The sequence below is a fragment of the Leptolyngbya sp. UWPOB_LEPTO1 genome, assembly GCF_017302695.1.
GTDB classification, from domain to species: Bacteria; Cyanobacteriota; Cyanobacteriia; order Leptolyngbyales; family Leptolyngbyaceae; genus Leptolyngbya; species Leptolyngbya boryana.
In genome coordinates, this window is sequence record NZ_JAFLCJ010000018.1 from 86540 (window position 1) to 106427 (window position 19888).

Consider the following 19888-nt stretch of genomic DNA (forward strand, 5'->3'; position numbering starts at 1 on the left):
CGAACATTTTTGAGAATCCGTACTTTCAGAGCGTCAATTCCGGTACTGCATAGAGTTATAACCCACCTTCGACGGATGCTCTGATCTGCTGCGAATTTAAGTTCTGAGCAGATTGCTGGTTAGGAGATACTTCTCCATATGCTTGAAAATCCCTCTCCATTGCAGCGATCGCATTTTCCGAAAGCAGAGTTCCATCTACCACCTCCCGTGCTACTTCAGTAATTCGCTGCCGATACGCCTCAGACTTTGCCAATTCGCCCGACACTCGATACCACTTCCACATTAACTTCAGCGTTTCTTGATTTCCCCGCTCTGCGAGAGGCTGAGATTGGTCAGGATGCTTTTCCGCCCTTAATCGATCGTTCCAATCTTTCCCCACGGCTGGACTCATTCGCCGCACTCCCAAAACTTCATGTGCGACCTGCCATGCTAACCGCTCTCCTGCCTTATCCGCATCAAACGCAACAATCACCTGTCTACCTTGTTCTAGATGCGATCGTAATGCTTGAGTTGGAACGATCCCATCCGTTGAAAGATAAACCGTAGTCCCCAAATTCTGTCCCTTTTCTCGTTCTAAAGCAGCCAATGAGAGAGCATCGATCGCAGAACCTACTAGAACAATCCGTTGAACTTCCCCTTCCCCCTGCCGCAACCAAAACCATCCTTGCTCATTGCTCGTTCTAGGTGCAAGATCCTGAGATGCTGGCTCAGATGCTCTCTGCAACTCTGCTCCTATTGGATGCCCGCGCGACCAAGATATTCCATGCTGCTGTTCTGGATATTTCAGAAACACAGCATTCTTCTGAGCATCTGCATAAATTAACCCTCTGGTATGCAATCGATCAATCCAGTCTCCAGGCAGCTCGCGCACTTCCACCAAATCGGCTCGTACAGCTTTCCAATGTGCCTCCATAGCTTGAGGAAACTGCTCATTCGGTTGAGTCAAGAATTGTCGAGAAAGCCAAGCGATCGCAGCTTTGAGATTCGCATTTTGGATGTGCATCACTAGCTCGATTGCACCTTCCCCCTCTGTATTGGTTGCCCAATCCTGAAATTTACCTTCCTGAATCTTGATGATATGTTCCTCACTGCGCCATTTTTGCGGATTTGTGAGATCACGCTCTAATCCTAATCGTTCTGCCACGATTTCCAAATCAATTCCTCGTAATTGATCGGCTAAAGGTTGGAGCGATGGAGTCAATGTCTGTCCCTCATCCACCACAACGCGAAAGCCTTGGTCTTGTAGGTATTCAGTAAACCGCTTCATTACGGTTGCTTTCGCTGGAATGAGAAGCAATGGTGCTTGTTTTGCTGCACCACCCAAATCCCGACTCACCACGACTAAATCTAGCTCTCGCCCAATCGTTCGAGCATCTGAAAACATTGCTTCATAGAATGCTTGAGACTTTGATTTCTGAAACACAAGCGCATTTGGATGCTCGTCTTTTAGTGCAAGATAAGACAGCACGTGCGCTTTTAGACCTGTCCGATCGAGGATCTGCCAATCTGCTAATTTCTGCTGAGCTTTCTCACTAGAAGATGCTTCCAACTTGACCACAGCCTGCGCAAAACCCTGATCGAGAATATTCTGAGAAAATAACCGAGCAAAAGCTGGATCAAGTCCTCGTGTTTCACCCCCAATCAAAGCATTCTGTACAGCAATCTCTTGTAGCTTAAGATGTCCATCCTCGCTAAGCTGAAAAATCATTTCTGAGTCGATGAATAAGTCTCCTGCTTGATCGTTAAGCCAATGAATAAAATGCAAATCCGCATCGTGACGTTCGATCGTCAAAGGGATAAATGGCTCATTTTGAATCTGTAAGTAAAACTCTGAATTGCTCATCACAGCTTCAGCTAAATTTGCTCGATCGAGAAACCGAGCAATGTTTTTTTCAGATGTTCCTATCTGTGACTCAGCCGAGAGTACCCGAACTGATGAGGAGCGCTCCGGCATCTGCGGTATTGGAACAGATTCTACAGTCCTAAATTCTGGAAGCTTGATATTGAGCAAATCTCGCGCTTTCTCTTTGAAGTCGAATGCAGCTAATATCCACCGCTTTTCTTTAAGCATGAGCGTCAGGACTGCATCAATTCGTTCGGCAGAGACAATGCATTCCATACGATCGCTAATCGAGTAAAACTCTGCACCTGCTGCTTGAATCAATTCTGGATCAAGCGAATATTGATTTCCTAAACCCGATTTCACTGTTTGCAGCACGAATCCAACTGCCTTGCTCTCTCCAGTTCTCGCCGAAAACTGAGTTTTAATCGTGAGTAGCTCATCCGATGTTTTGACCGCGCCACGATACTGCGTCGCCTCAGTCAAAAAAGCCTGAATTTGACTAGACTCTCGAAAAAACACAGGCTCTTCCCGCAAAACCTGCTGAATATCGAAGCTAGCAGGCATCACTAAACCTTGTAAAACCTCGCCTTGAGCCGTTGTATAGTTCACAAACTTCCCTTTCGGAAACTTTTCAAAAGCTTTGATAGGATTCCCTGTAAAAATCTGCACTTCAGTTCGTTGGCTCTCCTGTTGGCGCGAATCAAACGCCTCGTAAATATTCTCTCCGCTCCAGTTTTCTGCTTGCCTTGTCACTAACATCGCAGTATCGTCTTTCCCGCGATTCAGCTTAGAAAACGGGATCGTGAGTTGACGAGAACGATGATCAATCAAAATCTGCGCTCTCCAATTTGTCGGAGCCGATGGACTGCCTCGATAGCTTTTCTGGCTTACCTGCGAAACCACACCATAAAACACATTTCCTTCAGGAGAAATGACTTGAACCGGAGTTCCGGGAGGTAGTGTTTGCAGAATGCGTCTTAAATGCATCAGTTGCTCATCTAGTCGAGTATTTAACTTATCTCGCTTCGCTTCAGATGGTGCGACTAATAATGCTTGCTGACGATACGAGTTCGTGTCACGCTCAACTTGAGCTAAAAGTGTTTGGGTATGCTCATAAGCGATCTCTTCTACTGCTTGAAAATCATGCTCTTCAACCTGTTTAATCCGTTGCAGATTCAAAGATTCTCGAACTGAATTAATCACCTCAAGCTGAGTCGGTGGCTTCGCAGCAACTTTCGCATCGACGACTTCTAGGCAGACGGAACCTGTAAATTCGCTCTCAATTTCACTTGTATCTGGGATGACTTCCATTCGAGCGATCGTTCTCGCATCTAAATCGAGTTGATCGGCTCTCAGAACACTTTCCCCCATTGCTTCTTTTTGAGCAATCAAATCTCGCGTCTCTGCCTCAATCAGCGTATAAAGATTCTCTTGCTCGTTCAGCGTGAGTAAGGGAATTCTCCCAGTCACGCGCTTCACCACAGCAATTTCTGAGTCATCACTGCCTTTAAGCGGGTAGCCCAGCTTCCCCTGAAGTTCCAAATCTTCGTCTAGTAGATCTATGACAACTTCTTCACCGTAAACATTCATAAAATCAACTACATTCGCGATCGACATTTCTGAATCAGGTGCAGCCGTTACATTTGCATTCAGTTCCGCCATCTTTTTAGCAAGCAAAGCACCTAACCGCTTTTCAGCAGGCAAATCACTCATCAGCAAAGTAAATCGAGGTTTATTGACCTGCCCAAATCGGTTGATGCGCCCGAGCATTTGCATGACTAAATTCACATCGCGCTCAGCCTGAGCAACAATCATGTGTCGAGGACGTTGATCTGCAAACCTTTCAGAAGCATGAAGATTAATTCCGGTCGCACCAGAACGGTTGAGAATCAGCACATCCAAAGTGCCACGATTAAAGCGATTGACAATATCGATTCTCCCCTGTGGGCTAACTTCACGCTCAGGACGCAATCCATAGCTCGTCTTACCTTGCTGCCCATACTCAAGAATGTTTTCGCGCCCCGTTACTTCATCAACCCGATAGCCTTCCTGCGTCAATCTCCAACGAATGTAATCGATCGAGCTTAGCGGAATCTGGCTTAAATCCGTTGCTTCAATCCAACTCAATGCGTCTTGATATGCCTCAACTCCATCATCACCAAGTTCTTCATCAGTCAGTCTTCTACGGATTGTCACACCGTCATAGTCTGTCACCAGAATGTCGCGTGAGCGCTCCAGATATCGCTGTAAAACATCACCAAAGGTAATCGAGATGGCAGAATCTGGTTTAATGCCATTCTCTTTGGTGTACCAAGCGATAAAACTATCCATCGTCGAAGCGACTGCAATGATCGGCTTTTCTCCACGCTGAATTGCAGAAATAGCGCTTTGTACGGTTGCTTCTGCTTTCTGTGCTAGTAAACTTTGGTCGATCGCATTGTGCATCAATGACGTAAAGTTGGTCGATTTCAAGCCCACTTGCCCAATTGAATTATCCTGGCTCAAGGCTTTCGCCTCCGCCTTAAGTTGTTTACCAACTTCTTTCAGCGCAGTTTGCTTCGCTTCATCGAAGCGGTTAATCGATCGCATAATCGTCGAGATATTCTCAGCAATTTCGCGATCGACTGGCACGATCTCAGAGTCAAACGAAATGCCAGCCATCGAACGACCTCGCCTAACCATTTGCCCTGCTGCAACAAACTTTGTTGCAAACATTTGCTGAAGTGGAACACCTCCATCGCGCAAAATCTTCTCTAAATTCTCAATCCGCTCGACTGCATAACGAGCATCACTCCGCCTCGCATACAGATCAACCACAGCCGAATTTTTAATCGAAGTTGCGGACATAAACACTGACCCCGCAGATCGATCGACAAGTTCCCGCACAAAATCAGCACGATTCGCAGGCGCATTCGTTTTCCATGTTCCGATCTTGCTCACTCCACCTGCTTCATGCGCTTCGTCGAAAACGAACACAGCACGGGACGAGATCGAGCGAAAAAACTCTCGCCGAAAAGGTTCTTCGTTCTCAATTGTTTGAAGCTGAGAGTAAGTTGTAAAGATGGCATTGTACTGACTCCCAAGCCCTTCCTGCATGATGCGCCGCATTTCTGCCTCTTGTTCAGCAGCCGTTCCTGTAGTCAGTCGTCTTCCATCATCTAGCTTCAGGCGCAACCCGTTATCAGTTGCAAAGATGCGAAAATCTGTCTTTCCAACATCCGCTAGATCATTGAGCATCGTATTGTACAGGTTCGATTTCTGCGTTACAAACACAGGAATAAACCCGTTTCTAAAAGCATCAATTAAATTTGCTGCCCCAAAGCGACCTTTTCCATTTCCCGTTTGATCGCCATTGAGAAAAATGTTGCCTTGATCGCGTTGATGAAACGAAAGTGCGATCGCATCAATTTGCTCAGCATAGAAGTACCGCCATAATTGCTCAGTCGAGTCGTACCCCAATCGATGCATAACAAATTCATCGATATCCCCAACGGCTTTTTCTAAGTTGTCGAGTGCTTTCTGAGCTGCCGCAGCCATATTGGTTGGAATAATCGTTTCTGCAATTCTTGCTTTAGATCTTGGAATATAGGGAATATCCAAAGCTTGAAGATTGTTCATTCTGACCTCTCCAGAAATTACCAATCGTCGATCGTCGGTTCGTAAGTCAGTTGTTCGAGCCACTCGGCTAGATTCATCGTGTCGTGAATCGTCAGCCATTGCTCCAGCACTTCCGGTAGAAGTGGAGGTTGGATCTTCACGGGAAAGGGAGTGTAAATCCGTTGTTTCAATCGATCGTTGTACTCGATAAACGTTGCCGCCCATTCCTGCGTCCATGCTTGTAGCGTCTGCCAATCGGGATTGAGATCTGGTGGAGCTTGGACGGGATCTAATTGACTCAGTGCGTTGCACAAGCGTTGATGGGTTTGGGCTTGATCTTCCTCTGCTAGGTTCATCCAGCGGCGCACCATCCAGTCGATGCGTTGTTCCATGAGTCTCCAATAGTCGTCTTTGCTCATCTGCTGCATTTGATCTGGAATCCGCACCATCATCAAGTCCTGAAACTCTTCCTGATCGGGCTTCCATGCTTTGGGGTAGCTCATGTAATCGTTCATTTGGAATTAGCTCCTTTAGCTCGGCAAAAGATTTGAAGATAGGCGGAATTCGGGCAGCAGGTAACATGAGACTCGATTTACCTCGTCCCTCAATCACAATTAGATCAATTGGAAATCCTGCACCCTGCTTGCGATACAACGCGCCCCAAACTGAGATATGCTGCGTCACGTTGTAATGGTCGTACAGCACTCGAAAAAAGCTGCGACTCTCTAAGCTGTTATAGCGCTCAGATCTCAAATCGTCATCCTGACCCAGCTTTCCACCTAAAATCAAGACCGCTTTTCCATCCGGCTGCATTGCTTCTAATGCCCGCAGTGCAATGACTTGATCAATCTGAGTTGAACTCCGCCGACTATTAGGCATTTCAAACTGCTTCACGCGACCATTCGCATGTTTGAGAACACCGAAGGGTGGATTGCAAATAATGCGATCGTGTAGTTGTTCAGGCTGATAGCTCGTCGCATCGAATTCAGTCACGGTATAGCCTTGGACTCTGAGATCAGTGGCTCGTTCTGGGTTCAGTTCGTTTACTGTAACGCGCGTTGGATCTGTTCCCAGTAATAATGCTCCATGTCCTCCAGTCGGCTCATATACGCTCGTTTCAGATGTGATTCCTGCAAGCTGAGAGGCGAGATAAGCAATAGGAATCGGTGTGCTGTAAGCCTGCTGGAGAATACTTGTCGATGATCGAACATTCAGTACAGGCTGGCGTTGGTAGAGATTCACCAAGCGATCGTAAATCTCGATCGTACTTCTAGTTTCTCTAACAATAGATTGCGCGACTCGGATTAATGCGGCCTCAACTGATTCATCAACCAGCTTAGTTAAGCTTGAACCTCTTGAAATGTCCTTGCCCAGCACCTCTACAGCTTGTCGTCTAGCAGCGAGAATTGTTTTGAAAGCATTCCCCTCCAAAAACTGTTGCATGAAATGTTGAACGAGTTGCTGATTTTCCATCTCAACTGATCTCCATACCAGAGGATTGCTTCGGGTGAGATTCTTGCTGTGGTTGAAATTGATTCACTGTAATTGTGCTATCTCGCTCTTGTCGAAACAGAACGATTCCTGCATCACAGATTTGGATTGCTGCGGATTTGCCTTTGTAGCGTTTCGCCTCAATGCCTTCTGCAATCGGATTTTGCAGCGCATCCAGAAGTGTTCTCAAGCGTTCGGTCGTCAATTCATTCCGAAATTGTCCACCTGCCATAACTCCATACACCAATCGTCCGTTCATATGAATCTTGGGAGATTCAGGCTTCGGTTGAACTTGGGATTTAGATTGCTGTAGCCAGCTAAGCGTGCTGCGTGTTACGTGAGAAATTGCGCTCAATAATTGTGTCTGGTCTTCTTGCATCGCTTGAGTATCAGCAGGATGAATTGGAAAAGACATGGCTATCTCCTAAAAAATAATTTCGTCTTCAAAATAGTCTTCTGAATAAATCTGAGGTTGAGCTGCTTCTTGGCTCAAAGGAAATAATGCTTCTGCGGCTGCTTGTCGAACTTGAGCGGCTGCATTGATTCGCTCTGGTGCAATTTGTTGAGATTTTGCTTGATCAGCCATGCGATCGCGCCAAATATTTCGCCATAGTTTTTCACTCTCTGCTTGAAGTATTACTTCGGATCGTGGAACTCGAAGCTTTGTTCTGAGAGGAATAGACGCTTCCGTGCGATTCTTGTAAGCAGGATTGATAAACACACACTCGCCTTGATCCAGTTTCAGGATTTCATCGATCGTCATCAATGGCATCTTTTGAATTTGCTCATTTCGGCTGGTGCTACGATGAGTCCCGGTGTTGGTCGATTTCGTAAACATTCGGACTTCTTTCTCACCCAGATAGCGTGAGATTAACGTCGCGGTTTCATCCTCGCGAGGATTGAAAAAGACTTTCGTTCCACAAGCTGCAAAGATTGCTTTGGATAGCTCTCGCCCATAAGTATGTTGAATTTGAGCGAAATTTTGATAGCCCAGAATCGGGCAGAAGCCAGAGGAACGGAATTCGTTGATCCATTTTGGCAAGCTATCAAGATGCAAGGTCGGCAATTCGTCTAGGCTTACGACGAGAGGCTCTTTGCGAGGTTGAGCAAAGTTCCGAGCAATAATCAGATGCAGCAGAACAGCCAGTAAAGGAGCGACCACATCTCGCTTTTGAGTGTCTACTTGAAGAAAAAGAATTTGCTTTCCCTTTAAATCTAGAGGAATAGTTGTCTGACCGATAAAACTGGGAATCAATTCCTGGCTAATAAATTTATCAAAGGTGCGTTGAGCCGTTGCAACAATTCCCGCAACCTGCTTCTCAGCATCTTCTGAAACAATCAACTGACTAAAACTCTCGATCGTCCAAATTGGAATTTTTCCAGTTTCTTCTGCTAGCCGAATGCGCTTTGGAAGATTTGGAAGATTGAGTAACTTCTTTGCCATTAGCAGATCAGGATAAGGTGTATGCTTTGCAAGCAGAATCACAGCTTCAACAAGCTTCTGTCCTGCGGTAGCGAAGAAATCATTCTCACTCGTATGACCTCCGCGCCGAATGTTTTTATAAATGACTTCTGCTAATTGTCCTGCCATGAGTGCATCAGAGGCATCTTTGACAAAATCCAACGGATTGCAAACCCCTGTGTATGGGAAACCCGGAGCAAAAATGTGAACTTCATAGCCTTGTGAAGCTGCATAAGCTGCATGAGCTTCAAGCTGACTTCCCTTATAGTCGTAGAGCGCGATCGCAAATCCCTGCCGAATTGCATCTCGAATCACAGGGTCAATAATACTGAAAGTTTTGCCACTATTCGGCGCGCCACAAACTGCGATGCCTTGCTGTGCTTCTGGGATCACAAGTTGACCTACTTTGAAGCTCACAAGATTCGGTTTGCGTTGCCGTTGCTGATGTCGAGCAATTCGCTTTGCAGTTTTTCTCTCTCTAGTTTTAGCGAATCGCCCAGTCGAGATTTTACTGTTTCGACCCTGTGTGAGATTAAGCCCAGCAGTAAGAATGAGCATTCCAAAAAGCATCATCCCCAGCCCTGAATCAATTAGCGATTTCATAATAGGCTGAACAGGCTGCGGCAGAGCGTGAATTACAGTTTGACTATTCATATCGATTTGGTAAGTATTGCGTTTCAACGATTTCGTAAGACTCGTGATTGAAGCAAAGTTTTGAAACTTGAATTTTCTGCTGTACAAGCTGCTGAGCTATGAAACAGGGCAAGCGATCGCGGAGTTCTGGAAGCACTTGCCATAGAGAAATTCTCGGCGGTAGATGTGGATCAAGATAAAGATTGAGAATCTTCTGGTAATGCTCTCCTTTTCGGATGTAACCAACAAACAGGCAATTTGATTGACCACATAGCAGATTTTCGCGAGGGTGTTTTTCAGAATAAGCAACTCGCATATCGAATAGATAAAGGAGATGAGATTGTTGTACCTTCCATCGCTTCATTCGTCGAGTGTCGATCGCTTTTCCAGGTTGAATATTCTCCTGAGCAAGTTGGGTTAATAGTTCAGATGGAACTGAATTCTGTACGAATTGCCATTGCTCTTGACCAGAAGCGTAATGATTGAGAGCGATCGCAATCGTCAGAAAAAGTGACCCTCCGAATAGCAGCAGAACCTTTAGGGAAGGAATGATTCGTGTCATGATCTTCCTCCTCGCTTCTGTAGGCATTTCCCTCGATCGGCTAACGAGCTTTCATAGTTTTGTCGCAATTCTTCTCCGTAAGTTTTGAGCGTCAACCGTCCATTGGCATCGGAAGCTCCACCATCAATCAGCGCACCTGCTCCTCCAAAATGAATCTGTCCAACGCGCTCAATCAAGCGTCCACCTGAAAACCCTTCTGCTTGAGCTTGCTCAATATTGCGAGTCTGGTCTGCTTGAAAAATACTATCTTGAATATCTGGTGGAAAGATACGATCGACTTCAGCTTGGCTTAAAGGCACACCGGAATCAGCTTTGGCAAGAAATGCTGCTCCTCCATCTTGCTGACTGATTCTAGCTCTGACATCTGATCGGTAGCTCATATATTGATAGCGCCCTAAGCCTCGTCCGCAGTTTCCATCGGCATCGCAAACAAATCCCCCGACTGAATCGTAATCTCCTTCGATTCCTGAGAAAGCATCGGCTAGGACGCTAAAGTCAACACCTCCAATGGCTGTTCCACAAAGTTCTGAACTCTCTTTGCGATTCATACCAATTCGAGACTCTTCTGGTAACGCAGAAGCAGGAATTCCCAAATTTCGTGCCTTCTTAATCACCCCTTCAGGAATAGATGCACTGCTTAATGCCCCTCCTTGATCATCGATTAATCCGGTGAAGATAGGCTTCTTTTCGCGATAGCTGAGGAAAGGAACGGGACCTAAAAAGTAAGGTGTACAACCAAGGTCAGGAATTCCGCGCTTGCAAATCCGAAAAAATAGCGCAGTCGAAACAGACCCAGAGGCTTCATCGACATCCCAGATTACTACTTTAAAAGCATCGCCAAAAGGATGTCGTCCAGTAGGTTCTTTCCCTTCATTTGCACCTCCTAAAACCCCGAATCCACCTTTTACAGTCTGATATTTTCCAGAAATCCATTGCTTACCTTGAAGCACTTTGTCCCCAGTTAGCTCTACATGGGCACAATATCTGCTGCAAGCAACCTGAAATCCTAGTTCATGACTGCCGGAAATTGTGCGATCGCGATTATTTTCTTTTGCTCCGTAGACAACATCAACTACTCCAATCATGCCTGTTGTGCTGAGCGGATTTGGCATTTGAGCTAGCGGAACGTCTCCTAGCCCAGGAATACCAGCGATTTTAGAATTCTCCCAATTTTTCAGATTTTGTAATGGTATGTTTTCGAGTCCAGGAATAGATGCGATCGCAAATTGACCGAGTTGATTACCTAAATCGCCCAATTTGAGTTGTCCAATCTGGGGCTGAACTTGTAAAAGCTCTCCCAACGATTTCTTTGACATGATGGGTTGGTCAATCAGGATTTTTAAGGGTGGAATCTGCTCAATCTGAATGTTTCCTAACCCAGGAAGGGCAGTGATTAAATCTGAGATCGTTTGCCACTGGATAGGTTCTAATGCTGATAGCGAGACTCGATCGAGGGTTAAATTGGTCATCCTCGCAATGCTGTAGAGATTGAAGATTTGAGGATAGAGACTAGTTTGTAAATCACCCAACTTGAGATACTGATCTGCTGTTTGTCCTGCTTGCCAGGTGCGAGATAGATCGTATCCGACCTCTTGGCTCATGTTTTCAGTCGCCGAGAAGGTTCCGCTCTCTTGGATGGGAGGCAGTGATTTTAAGGTTGTCTGCGACCAGTCTGGAATTTGAACAGATTGCCCGTTCCATTTCAATAAGCTTGTAGGTAATGAAGTTTCTGCATGTAGCAAAGAAGAAGGGATGATGAATAATGCTACTATTAGCATCAATGACCAAGCGATTATTCTGTAAATCGAAGCTTCAAAGTTTTTCCACATGGCTTTTTCCCATCACGGGACAGCGATTTGACCAAGCTCATTCAATTGCTGGATAAATTGAAGAGAAATTCCTACTTGCTGGGCAGCTTGATTGAGTGGCGTTCCTCGATCGATAAGTCGAAAGAATGCTTGCATTCTCTTCCAAAGAGCATCTCCAGGGTGCAATAACCTTCTCGAAGCAGCTATTTGCAATCCTCGCGAAATTTGCGATCGAGAAGCAGAGAACTGGACATCCACAATGCCTGTGAGCGGTATTCCAGCATTCGGGAATGAGAGTCGAAATTGATAGAGATTTCGATTGGTAACTACAGTTAAAGCTGTCGTTAAACTTGTTGGTAATCCAGGAAAGTTCAAGCGATGGATTCGGCGTAGGTGAATGATCTGTGCCTTGCAAGCGGTTTTTTCACTCCTTGCAAGGCAGTTCGAGTCATCAAAATCGATCGTGACTTGTGAAGGATCATCGAGCCATACTTTGTAGACTATTTCTCCGGTTGAGCGGAAGTTAAGTGTCGTGCCATAACCGGGATACAGCCTCAGCGTTTGAACTGGGTTAGCATTTGCGATCGAGCCAAAACAGAAAAGACTGATTGAAGTTACCCCAGCAGTGAGAAGGATTCGCATAGCTACTTGCTCCAAAGATACTGGTGGTGGAATGCTCAAGTTTGGATCTGCACAGCCTGATTGACAAAAACTCGAACGGGTTGTCCTGCCTTGATGATTCTCGTTACTGGGCGATTCTGGATTTCTTCAACTGCTCGACGATTACGCTCAGACACAGAATTGAGAAGCGAATCACTGCCACCTTTAAGCACATTGGCGATTAGATTGGGACGCGGATTGGTTTGAGTGACGATCGTTGTTCCATTGCCAGCTTGAACTTGTGTGTTGGGCTGTGTGAACTGACCAGATGCTTGCTGCAATGCGCCTAGAATAAATTGCCCTGTATCTAGAGCGGCAATTTCTTTACCTTTATCTTCTAGATCGTTAGCGACCAAAGGCTTTCCATCTTCTGCTCGAATCTGAATTGCATCTGAGGGAAGTTGAATTGATCGTGTTACTCCATCTTGAATCCAGGTTGCAGCGATCGCAGATAACCGCACCTGTCCTGATTGAGAAATGTTGCTCAGTTGTACGGTAAGCCTGGTGTCTTTGGGGAGTACAGTTTTACCTCTATCATCTTGGAGAGGTTGCGATAGTGCTACAGTTGCTTGATGAATGAAATCGCGAGTAGCCTCTGTTTGTGGTTCATCTGAAATAATTGAAGTAACTAAAACGCCTTGAACGTTGCTGCCTACAATTAGTGTCGTAGGCACTTCCACATCTTGATTGAGAACTCGTGCCTCTGCTGCCTGGAGAATTGGTGGATAAGATGAGATTGGCAGGGAGCGGTCACTATTCTTATCGACCAGCAGAACAGGGTCTGATTGCAAGTTATTTCTATCTACAGCAGGATTTACGGTTAAGTGTGATGTTTCGCTTCTTGGTTCTGGAACTGAACTCAAAGTTTGTATAGGTGCTAGAGGTCGTTGGCTCCTCGATGATTCTGGCTGAGCTATTCTCTCAGGAGTGGAACCGTAACTGCCAATCTCTGCCAGTTCTTGCCACCGCTTTGCTGGATTAATTGCCTGAGTATGAGACGACTTCAAAGCAACAGGACGCGTTGGAAGAGCTTCAGAACGAGGCACGGGTGCTGTAACAAGCCTTGGAGGTTCGGATTGGCGAATTGAGATTGTAGAAGGTGGCGCAACCGCTCTTGAAATTGCTACTTTAAGAGGTTTTCCAGATTGCTTAGAAGCGGGTTTTGAATTTGGTCTAGTTTTTGCTGCTTGTTTTTCTAATCTTTGTTGCCCCTCTAACGCTGCGTTAGCTTTCAATCGTGCATTTTCTTGACGTACTATTTCAGTAGTATCTGAAGGAGATTCAGACTTGCTGTCTGGTTGAGTGAACTCAGGAGATCGTGATTTGTTAGAGGAAGGAGTGCTACCCAGAAAGAGCGCTGCAACCGCGAATACAGGCATCAGTAGAATTGTTGCAGCAGTGAATTTAGGGATGGGCTTTGCCCAGATTGGTCGAGGGGATTTAGGAACTGCTGTTGTGTCTGTTGGGGAGACAGATGATGATGATTGTAGGTCGGGGACATCAAGTAGTTTCCTTAGCTCTTGAAGTGTAGGCTTCATCTTTTTTCCTCACGTTCTAGCGGTCGAATTTCTTCAATCTGAATTCCTCGCTCTAGTAGGCTGTAAACGATGCGTTGGTAATCGTTTACGGTTTGAGGGAGAGGATTCTGAGGAGGTGGAATTGCACGGACAAAAAAGATGCGATTAAACGGGATCGAGCGTCCTGCTGGAGTCGCATCATCAAAGACAATGCGGGTTGCAATCATCTTCAATTTCCATCGCCCTTGACCAGCGATCTCTGGAACTGAGAAGTTTTGTGGCACAAGAACTGCCGCAGACTGCCCTGCGAAAACTGACTGTGGCACAATATCTGTCGCAAGCTGCTGGAGGAAAATATCGCGAAAATCAGGTGCGAGCAGGAAGGAGGCTTCCCAAGATGAGGTTGGAATTCGATCACGCTTGCTATTAATTGGTTTACCTTCATCGATCGTTGTATTTGCCGCGCCTGGAGGCTTACCCCATGTCAGCGTCATTACTGCCCAATCTGAGATGGTACGCCGAATGACTTCCGGTTCCCGATAAAGAACTGTTTCAGGACGCACTGTGAAAGCTTTGCCATCAACCTGCTGAACAAGAGTCGGCGGTTTCTGATTGGCGAGTTTAGAAAATGAAACAGCTAACCAAATGGTTGCGCTGGATAAAATAATCAGCGCGATCGCAAGTCCAGCGACCGAGATTGGTAAAATGTCGCTCGAATTCAGTCTCCAGCGCGGACGTTTTAGATTGCGAATTTGCATAGCTTCCTTGAATTACTTAATCGGCAGCGTAGAAGTCCCCACTGAGATAATGCGCGTAATGCCTCCAGAGATGCCTCGGAAAACTGCCATTCCACCACCACTCGCGATCGCGAGAGCCAAAATCGGAGCCAAAATACTAATCACTAAGAGAAAACCAATCTCGGAGGAAGTTTGTGCTTGAGCAGCAACAACGACAGTCGCGGCAAGTCCGACGATCACGTTATAGGAAAACTTCGCAAGTCCCAAGCTGAAAAAACCAATGAGCCAAGCCCAAATTGGACGAGTACCAATCGGTAAAATTGAACCTGAAACTGCAAGCGGCCCGATCAATCCAGTTAGCAACATCGCAAGTTCAATCGTATTGGCGAATGCCCATTGAAAACCCTTAAGAATTTGCTGCGCTGCTGCTTGTCCAGCCGTTGCAATCAAATTCTCTCTCACTAAGTTCGTGATGAAGCTGAGTTTGTCGATCGCATTTCCTTTTGCTGCGTTTTGTGCAACTTGTTGACTAACTGCGCTGACTCGTTGGCTCAGCCGTTGAACTCCAGCCGTGAGCCATCCTTTTGATTTATATTCTTGTTCAATCAATGCTTCAGCACGTTTTCCGGCTTCGATAAAACAATCAATTTGAGCTTGTCCTTCCTTTGCCTCGCAATCTGCATATTGCTGTTGGATCAGTGTCTTTGCCTGTTGTGAAACAATTACGTCATTCAGTGCATCTCTCATGGAGACTTCTCCAATTTGAACTTGCAGCACGATTCGGGTTTGGTCATTCATCAGATTTCGGATACCTAATGTTATTGACCCCAGCATTTTGCCATTGTTAAAAAGCAGCACGAAAACGACCAGTACCCATAGAACATGGGGCAAAGCAGGAAAGATTCCACGATCAATTGCATCTTTAACCCAACCGATCGCAAAGAAAAGAAAAGCGCCCACAACAATCACAGCCGCAAACTTGTTAATCCCGTCGTACAGTCCGTTTGTACCGTTGAAAATGTCTATCCAACGTTTATCCCAGGCTTTTTGAACATCTCCTACTTGCTGAATGCTATCTTCAATGATGGCGCGACCACCCGTAACTTGAGCAAAAAGCGGAATGAGCATTGCTATTTGTCCTGTGTGTCGTAAAGTCCTGGAATGTAGATTTCAGCATTTGTCGCGCTACTCAGTTCAATCTGACGTGCCACTCGTTCACGCCGATTCGATTCGTCAATTCCCTCACTTGTGTTTGCTGCGAGTTGAGCAACGGTTCCCTGAAGCTGTTGTAATTTGAGTAGGGCAACTTGATTATCTGCGGTGAGTCGGGATTGATTCGTGGCGATTCCAGCTAACGAGGCAATAGCTTTTGCATTGCTTTTCATCACATCCTGAGTCGATGTCAGCGATTGAGCATCCTGTGCAAGTCGTTGTGTAACTTGTAAGCCTTGCTGATTGTTTTGTATGAGTTCGTTCGTCTGCTGACCTTGTTGCTCAAGCCGTTTTCGTCCGGTTTCACCTAAAACGGGGGCTGCGATCGAGCGACTGAGTTCCTGGTCATAGAGATTTGCAGCATCCCGCTTTTGCACGATCGAGTTCGTTGCAAGTACGCCAGAAGGAATTGTGATGTCTGTCGTTCGGATGCGATAAGGATCAATTGCTTGGTTGTCAGCACTTCTAGGGATTTCTTCCCACACCTGCCCTAGTCCATTCTTGAGAATGGTGTTGAGAATTTCATCTCCCTGTTTAAGCTGTGCCTGAATCTGATCGAGCGGATTTTTCAGGCGATCTAGCACCCATTGCTGCCATGTATCACCAATTCCACCAGGGAGAAGCGAAGCAGAAGCGGTTCCGGTGCTGAGCAAAGTGGTCAGTGCTACTGTAGATAGCAAAAGAATTTTCCGGTTCATTTCATCCTCCGTAGATAAGGAATGACTGATACTTTGGTATTTTCCGCACTCTTAATCGGCATTGGGAAAATGGTGTCCATCGATTTTCCTGCTTTCAGAGTTTCGACATATCGTTTAGCAAATGCAGCGTACCCCTCAAATTTGCTGTGATAGTGCTTTAAAACTCGTTGTCTTGCTTTCTGCTCTTTGGGGTTATTTGCAACGGCTGCAAGAAGTTCAGGAGAGGGATAGTGGCTGCATTCAACAAATCGCCCATTTGCTTTTAAGAGCCAGTGGGAGCATAGCCGAATGGGATCAGTCCGAAAGGATTCATGAGTGTTGGGAAGTAACAACGCTGGATCGATTCCCAAAAAAGACTGATAGGACGGCAGAGCACTGGGCTGAATAGCCCCAATGATTTGGGTATTTAGGTTTTGTAGAATTTGAGAACCTACAATCGATTGCGCGATCGTATCTGGGTCTTGTCCAATAATCAGTGGACGAATTCCTGATTTTGCTCCGTTTGCACAAACTTGCCCAATGATTTGAGCAATACCATTGTATTTGAACAGAATGGGGCTTTCGTCGATCGCTAAAAGTGAGTCAGTCACTTCCAAGGCTTTCCGAAATGCGAGAGACTGTGCTGATAGTGCGAGGACTGCGGCTTCGATATTATCTCCCACATTTCTGAGCGCAAAGACCGTAAACTTGGCATCTGTGCGAATGGTGGAAGGTTGAGAGATTGCTTTCCCAACGCGACTTGTGAGCCAGCCTTGTAGTTCGAGAATGATCGTTGCGATCGCTTCCGAAGCAGAGGCAGATTCAACACCCAAATCGAAGGCGCGGATGAATTTTACGAAATCAACCAAAGTCGGCATTTCAAACCAGGTATCACTACTGAAACCAGATTCAAAAGCGCGATCGTACCTTTGACGAATTTGAGGTTGCTCAAAAAAAGCTGCTAATGCTTGCCATAGAATCGTATGAACTTGCTTGCCCAATCGTCCCTCAGTTTCGGTTCCCATTACCATCGTGTCGAGGGCTTTGACAAGAAATTCTGTGTAATCCTCTAAGCGCTCTTTCTGAAAGGATGCAGGGAGATGACGAACATCAGGAATCTGGAATAGATTGTTACACTCAGAGCCAATATCGAAATACGCACCGTCTTCGCCGAAAAATTTCACCAAATCCGTGTAAGTGGTCGTGCCATCTGGTTTTGGATAATCAAGTGAGATGACATTCATTTCATTCGCGATCGCCCAAGCAAAAATCTCAGCCGCCAACACTGATTTTCCGCTTCTGGTTTCACCCGCGATCAAAATGCCACGATGGTGATGAACAAAATCGAGGTAGAGCGGCATTTTTCCCGAGCGCGTAATGAATTCAATTCCTCTAAAGTCTACTGCCTGAGTACAAGTGATCGGCATGAGTCCAGGTGCCTCATTTGTGAAATACAGCTGCTTGCGCCCGTCACGCAGAAGTAAATCATTGATAATCGGTAGCGACTTCAGCCACAATGACCAAGCAATTTCAGTTTCTCGAACGAACTCGCCTTGCGGGAAGGAGTGAGCTAGTTTTTGACAGGCTTCAGATAATGATTTTGGGTGATCTCGATGAATAAAAATGACGACAGAAACCCAAATGGGTAAAGCACCTTCGACCATTTTCTCTTGTGCTTCTACACCTGTTTTCGCCCGAACTTGAGACGCAACATCGACATCTTTGAAAACGGTGGCGCGGTGCATTGCGGTATAGCTCTGCCGAGTTAGGCGTTGTAGCGTCATTCGCGTGAGAGTTCGGTCTGCTGCGGACAATTCACAAACGCATCCACAATCTGAAAATTGTGACAGAACTCGCCAGAGGTAATACAACTGATGGCTGGGTGAAGCAAATCCAGATGGTTTAGATTCAAGTGCGATCGCACCGACATATTTTCCTTTCACTTTGACCCATTCTCGATCCGCTTGCGGGTGTGTTGGTTGCCCATACTCTCCCCGAATCAACACACTCACTGCGTGTTGAGGTTCTTGAATGTCTTCACTCAGCGCAAAATTGCCAGCAGTTTCCTGAAGCTTTAAAAATTGGGGGATAGGAGGAACTTCTGAGGTATTAAACTGCTCCCAAAGATACTGCCAAAGCTCAGAATCCGACATTGGAATTGCTTGCAGTCCCATGCGGGTATTGACTTGCTGTTCCCAATGTAGGAATCCGTCAGTGAATGCTTGAGTTAAGAGCTGAATGTAGTAGGCGCGATCGTTGTCTTCTTTCAGTCCTTTGAGTTCATCGTAGTGATGAAGCAACCAAGCAAGAAGCTTCTCAAGCCGATCCTTGCTCTGCTCTCCGGGTTCTAGCATGTAAGTCGCAAACAGAAGAAGCTGCTTGGGTTGATGGTCTGCTCGTTCAGTTAAACGGTGCGTGTGAGATTGCTGAGCAAGAAGTAGAAATTGGCTTTCGATGCAGGGAGTACGATCGATTAAATCAGCGAGTTCTGATTGACGGGATTGATCATTCGCAAATGATCTCCAATGAATTCGCAAACGGTCTTGCGGACGAAACCCTTGCAAACCATTCTCTAATTGTTTCAAGGCTCCCTCGATCTGCTCATTGGTCAGTAAAGTATGAACGCCAGGAGTACGAAAGCCAAAGACGAGTGAGAAGGTTTGTCGATCGTGTAAAAGATAAGCACCGACTGTACGACCTTGCAGAGAAAGCTGGCAGAGGCACTCCAGATGAGATTCATCTTCAAACGGCTGAAAGGTAAAGCGTTTAGTCCCAATGTGATGTTTCGTTGTGGTCATGCGGTTCCTCCCGTAAACAAGGGTGATAGGGTAGATGCCCTCGATGCCAATCCGGAACAGATTTGAACTTATGAGTAAACTTCCAAGTTTTTTGTCCAACCACAACCCACCAACTGGTGATTCCCCAAAGACTCGAAAGTAGAAACCAGCCAAAAGCTAAGCGTAAGATCAAGACAAAGACGATGTAGAAGCTAACTAAAATGCCAGCAGAAGGTGCAAGAAGGTGTGCTGGAATAAGTCCAAGGCTAGGCTGTCGCCCTAAACTTTGATTGATAGGACGAAATAGAGTGGAACGCTCCCTCATGGCTCTGATTTACCGAGGAGAAGCCGTAGGAGTTGCTCCTGTGCCGCCACCGAAGAACAGTGAACTTAATCCTTCGACAACGACGACCGCTGCAATGACGATAAAAGCATTCTGCATCAGAGGTTGCCATTGCTCGCCACGTTGGGCTTGGTAAACCGCAAATAGGATGAATCCGACTGCTGAAACCCAGACGACAACCCGAAGTAAGCCAAACATGAATGGAATGATATTGTTGCCGAGATATTGTCCGAAAATGCTAGTCGTTTGTTGCTCAGCTTGATTAAACAGTTGGGCATGAACTGGATTACTGTGAAATGCGATCGCGAAAAACACAAGTGTACCGAGCAAAACTCCGAATGCTGTAAAACTCGGAAGTCGTTTGATCTGTAAACAACGAACGCTTCTTCGCTGTTGCGGAGTATTCGACATAAACAATTCCTCTTTACAGTAGAGCAGGGTGATTTTTCAATCTCCTGAAGTAGTAAAATTGCGTGATCAATGTCTTTAAATCAGGCGCATTAGATTTATGACTATCCAGCATAGCGGTGGGTCTGATGATATCCGTACTTACTTTAATGTCTTCTTTA

At 46.0% G+C, this 19888-nt stretch carries 13 protein-coding genes; all 13 read right to left on the reverse strand.

The annotated features are described in order from the left end of the window. Positions 1–55: 55 nt before the first annotated feature. Complete coding sequence (locus J0L70_RS23570) at positions 56–6913, reverse strand: strawberry notch C-terminal domain-containing protein (protein WP_287456109.1); 6858 nt, start codon at positions 6911–6913, stop codon at positions 56–58. Between the two features lies 1 nt (position 6914). After that, the gene (locus tag J0L70_RS23575) at positions 6915–7346 is read right to left on the reverse strand and encodes a hypothetical protein (protein ID WP_287456111.1); all 432 of its coding nucleotides are present in this window, start codon (positions 7344–7346) and stop codon (positions 6915–6917) included. Between the two features lie 9 nt (positions 7347–7355). Further along, positions 7356–9047, reverse strand: coding sequence for a type IV secretory system conjugative DNA transfer family protein (locus tag J0L70_RS23580; protein WP_287456113.1), 1692 nt, complete (start codon positions 9045–9047; stop codon positions 7356–7358). Next, a complete protein-coding gene (locus J0L70_RS23585) occupies positions 9040–9588 on the reverse strand; it encodes a hypothetical protein (RefSeq protein ID WP_287456114.1) in 549 nt (182 codons plus the stop codon). Before J0L70_RS23585 ends, J0L70_RS23580 begins: the two co-directional genes overlap by 8 nt. Beyond that, the gene (locus J0L70_RS23590) at positions 9585–11417 is read right to left on the reverse strand and encodes a hypothetical protein (RefSeq protein WP_287456116.1); all 1833 of its coding nucleotides are present in this window, start codon (positions 11415–11417) and stop codon (positions 9585–9587) included. Before J0L70_RS23590 ends, J0L70_RS23585 begins: the two co-directional genes overlap by 4 nt. 12 nt (positions 11418–11429) lie before the next feature. Further along, complete coding sequence (locus tag J0L70_RS23595; RefSeq protein WP_287456118.1) at positions 11430–12038, reverse strand: hypothetical protein; 609 nt, start codon at positions 12036–12038, stop codon at positions 11430–11432. Between the two features lie 35 nt (positions 12039–12073). Further along, complete coding sequence (locus tag J0L70_RS23600; RefSeq protein WP_287456119.1) at positions 12074–13291, reverse strand: TrbI/VirB10 family protein; 1218 nt, start codon at positions 13289–13291, stop codon at positions 12074–12076. A gap of 299 nt (positions 13292–13590) precedes the next feature. Further along, positions 13591–14331 carry a hypothetical protein gene (locus J0L70_RS23605; RefSeq protein WP_287456121.1) on the reverse strand — a complete coding sequence of 247 codons (741 nt, stop codon included), beginning with the start codon at positions 14329–14331 and terminating at the stop codon, positions 13591–13593. A 12-nt stretch (positions 14332–14343) separates the two neighbouring features. Beyond that, positions 14344–15438 (reverse strand): hypothetical protein, encoded by a 1095-nt coding sequence (locus tag J0L70_RS23610; RefSeq protein WP_287456123.1) that lies wholly within the window; start codon positions 15436–15438, stop codon positions 14344–14346. Between the two features lie 2 nt (positions 15439–15440). Then, on the reverse strand, positions 15441–16220 hold the full coding sequence (locus J0L70_RS23615) for a hypothetical protein (protein WP_287456124.1): 780 nt from the start codon (positions 16218–16220) through the stop codon (positions 15441–15443). Continuing rightward, complete coding sequence (locus J0L70_RS23620) at positions 16217–18997, reverse strand: putative type IV secretion/conjugal transfer ATPase (RefSeq protein ID WP_287456125.1); 2781 nt, start codon at positions 18995–18997, stop codon at positions 16217–16219. Before J0L70_RS23620 ends, J0L70_RS23615 begins: the two co-directional genes overlap by 4 nt. Continuing rightward, positions 18966–19301, reverse strand: a complete 336-nt coding sequence (locus J0L70_RS23625; RefSeq protein WP_287456126.1) for a hypothetical protein — start codon at positions 19299–19301, stop codon at positions 18966–18968. The genes J0L70_RS23620 and J0L70_RS23625 overlap by 32 nt, the downstream gene beginning before the upstream one ends. Positions 19302–19310: 9 nt before the next feature. Further along, positions 19311–19730 (reverse strand): hypothetical protein, encoded by a 420-nt coding sequence (locus J0L70_RS23630; RefSeq protein WP_287456128.1) that lies wholly within the window; start codon positions 19728–19730, stop codon positions 19311–19313. Between the last annotated feature and the right edge of the window lie 158 nt (positions 19731–19888).

Bases quoted from the DNA above. Each gene is read 5' to 3' on its own strand.
- J0L70_RS23580 (WP_287456113.1), bottom strand. From the start codon at position 9,047: ATGAATAGTCAAACTGTAATTCACGCTCTGCCGCAGCCTGTTCAGCCT.
- J0L70_RS23595 (WP_287456118.1), bottom strand. From the start codon at position 12,038: ATGCGAATCCTTCTCACTGCTGGGGTAACTTCAATCAGTCTTTTCTGT.
- J0L70_RS23610 (WP_287456123.1), bottom strand. From the start codon at position 15,438: ATGCTCATTCCGCTTTTTGCTCAAGTTACGGGTGGTCGCGCCATCATT.
- J0L70_RS23585 (WP_287456114.1), bottom strand. From the start codon at position 9,588: ATGACACGAATCATTCCTTCCCTAAAGGTTCTGCTGCTATTCGGAGGG.
- J0L70_RS23620 (WP_287456125.1), bottom strand. From the start codon at position 18,997: ATGACCACAACGAAACATCACATTGGGACTAAACGCTTTACCTTTCAG.
- J0L70_RS23605 (WP_287456121.1), bottom strand. From the start codon at position 14,331: ATGCAAATTCGCAATCTAAAACGTCCGCGCTGGAGACTGAATTCGAGC.
- J0L70_RS23575 (WP_287456111.1), bottom strand. From the start codon at position 7,346: ATGTCTTTTCCAATTCATCCTGCTGATACTCAAGCGATGCAAGAAGAC.
- J0L70_RS23570 (WP_287456109.1), bottom strand. From the start codon at position 6,913: ATGGAAAATCAGCAACTCGTTCAACATTTCATGCAACAGTTTTTGGAG.
- J0L70_RS23615 (WP_287456124.1), bottom strand. From the start codon at position 16,220: ATGAACCGGAAAATTCTTTTGCTATCTACAGTAGCACTGACCACTTTG.
- J0L70_RS23630 (WP_287456128.1), bottom strand. From the start codon at position 19,730: ATGTCGAATACTCCGCAACAGCGAAGAAGCGTTCGTTGTTTACAGATC.
- J0L70_RS23590 (WP_287456116.1), bottom strand. From the start codon at position 11,417: ATGTGGAAAAACTTTGAAGCTTCGATTTACAGAATAATCGCTTGGTCA.
- J0L70_RS23625 (WP_287456126.1), bottom strand. From the start codon at position 19,301: ATGAGGGAGCGTTCCACTCTATTTCGTCCTATCAATCAAAGTTTAGGG.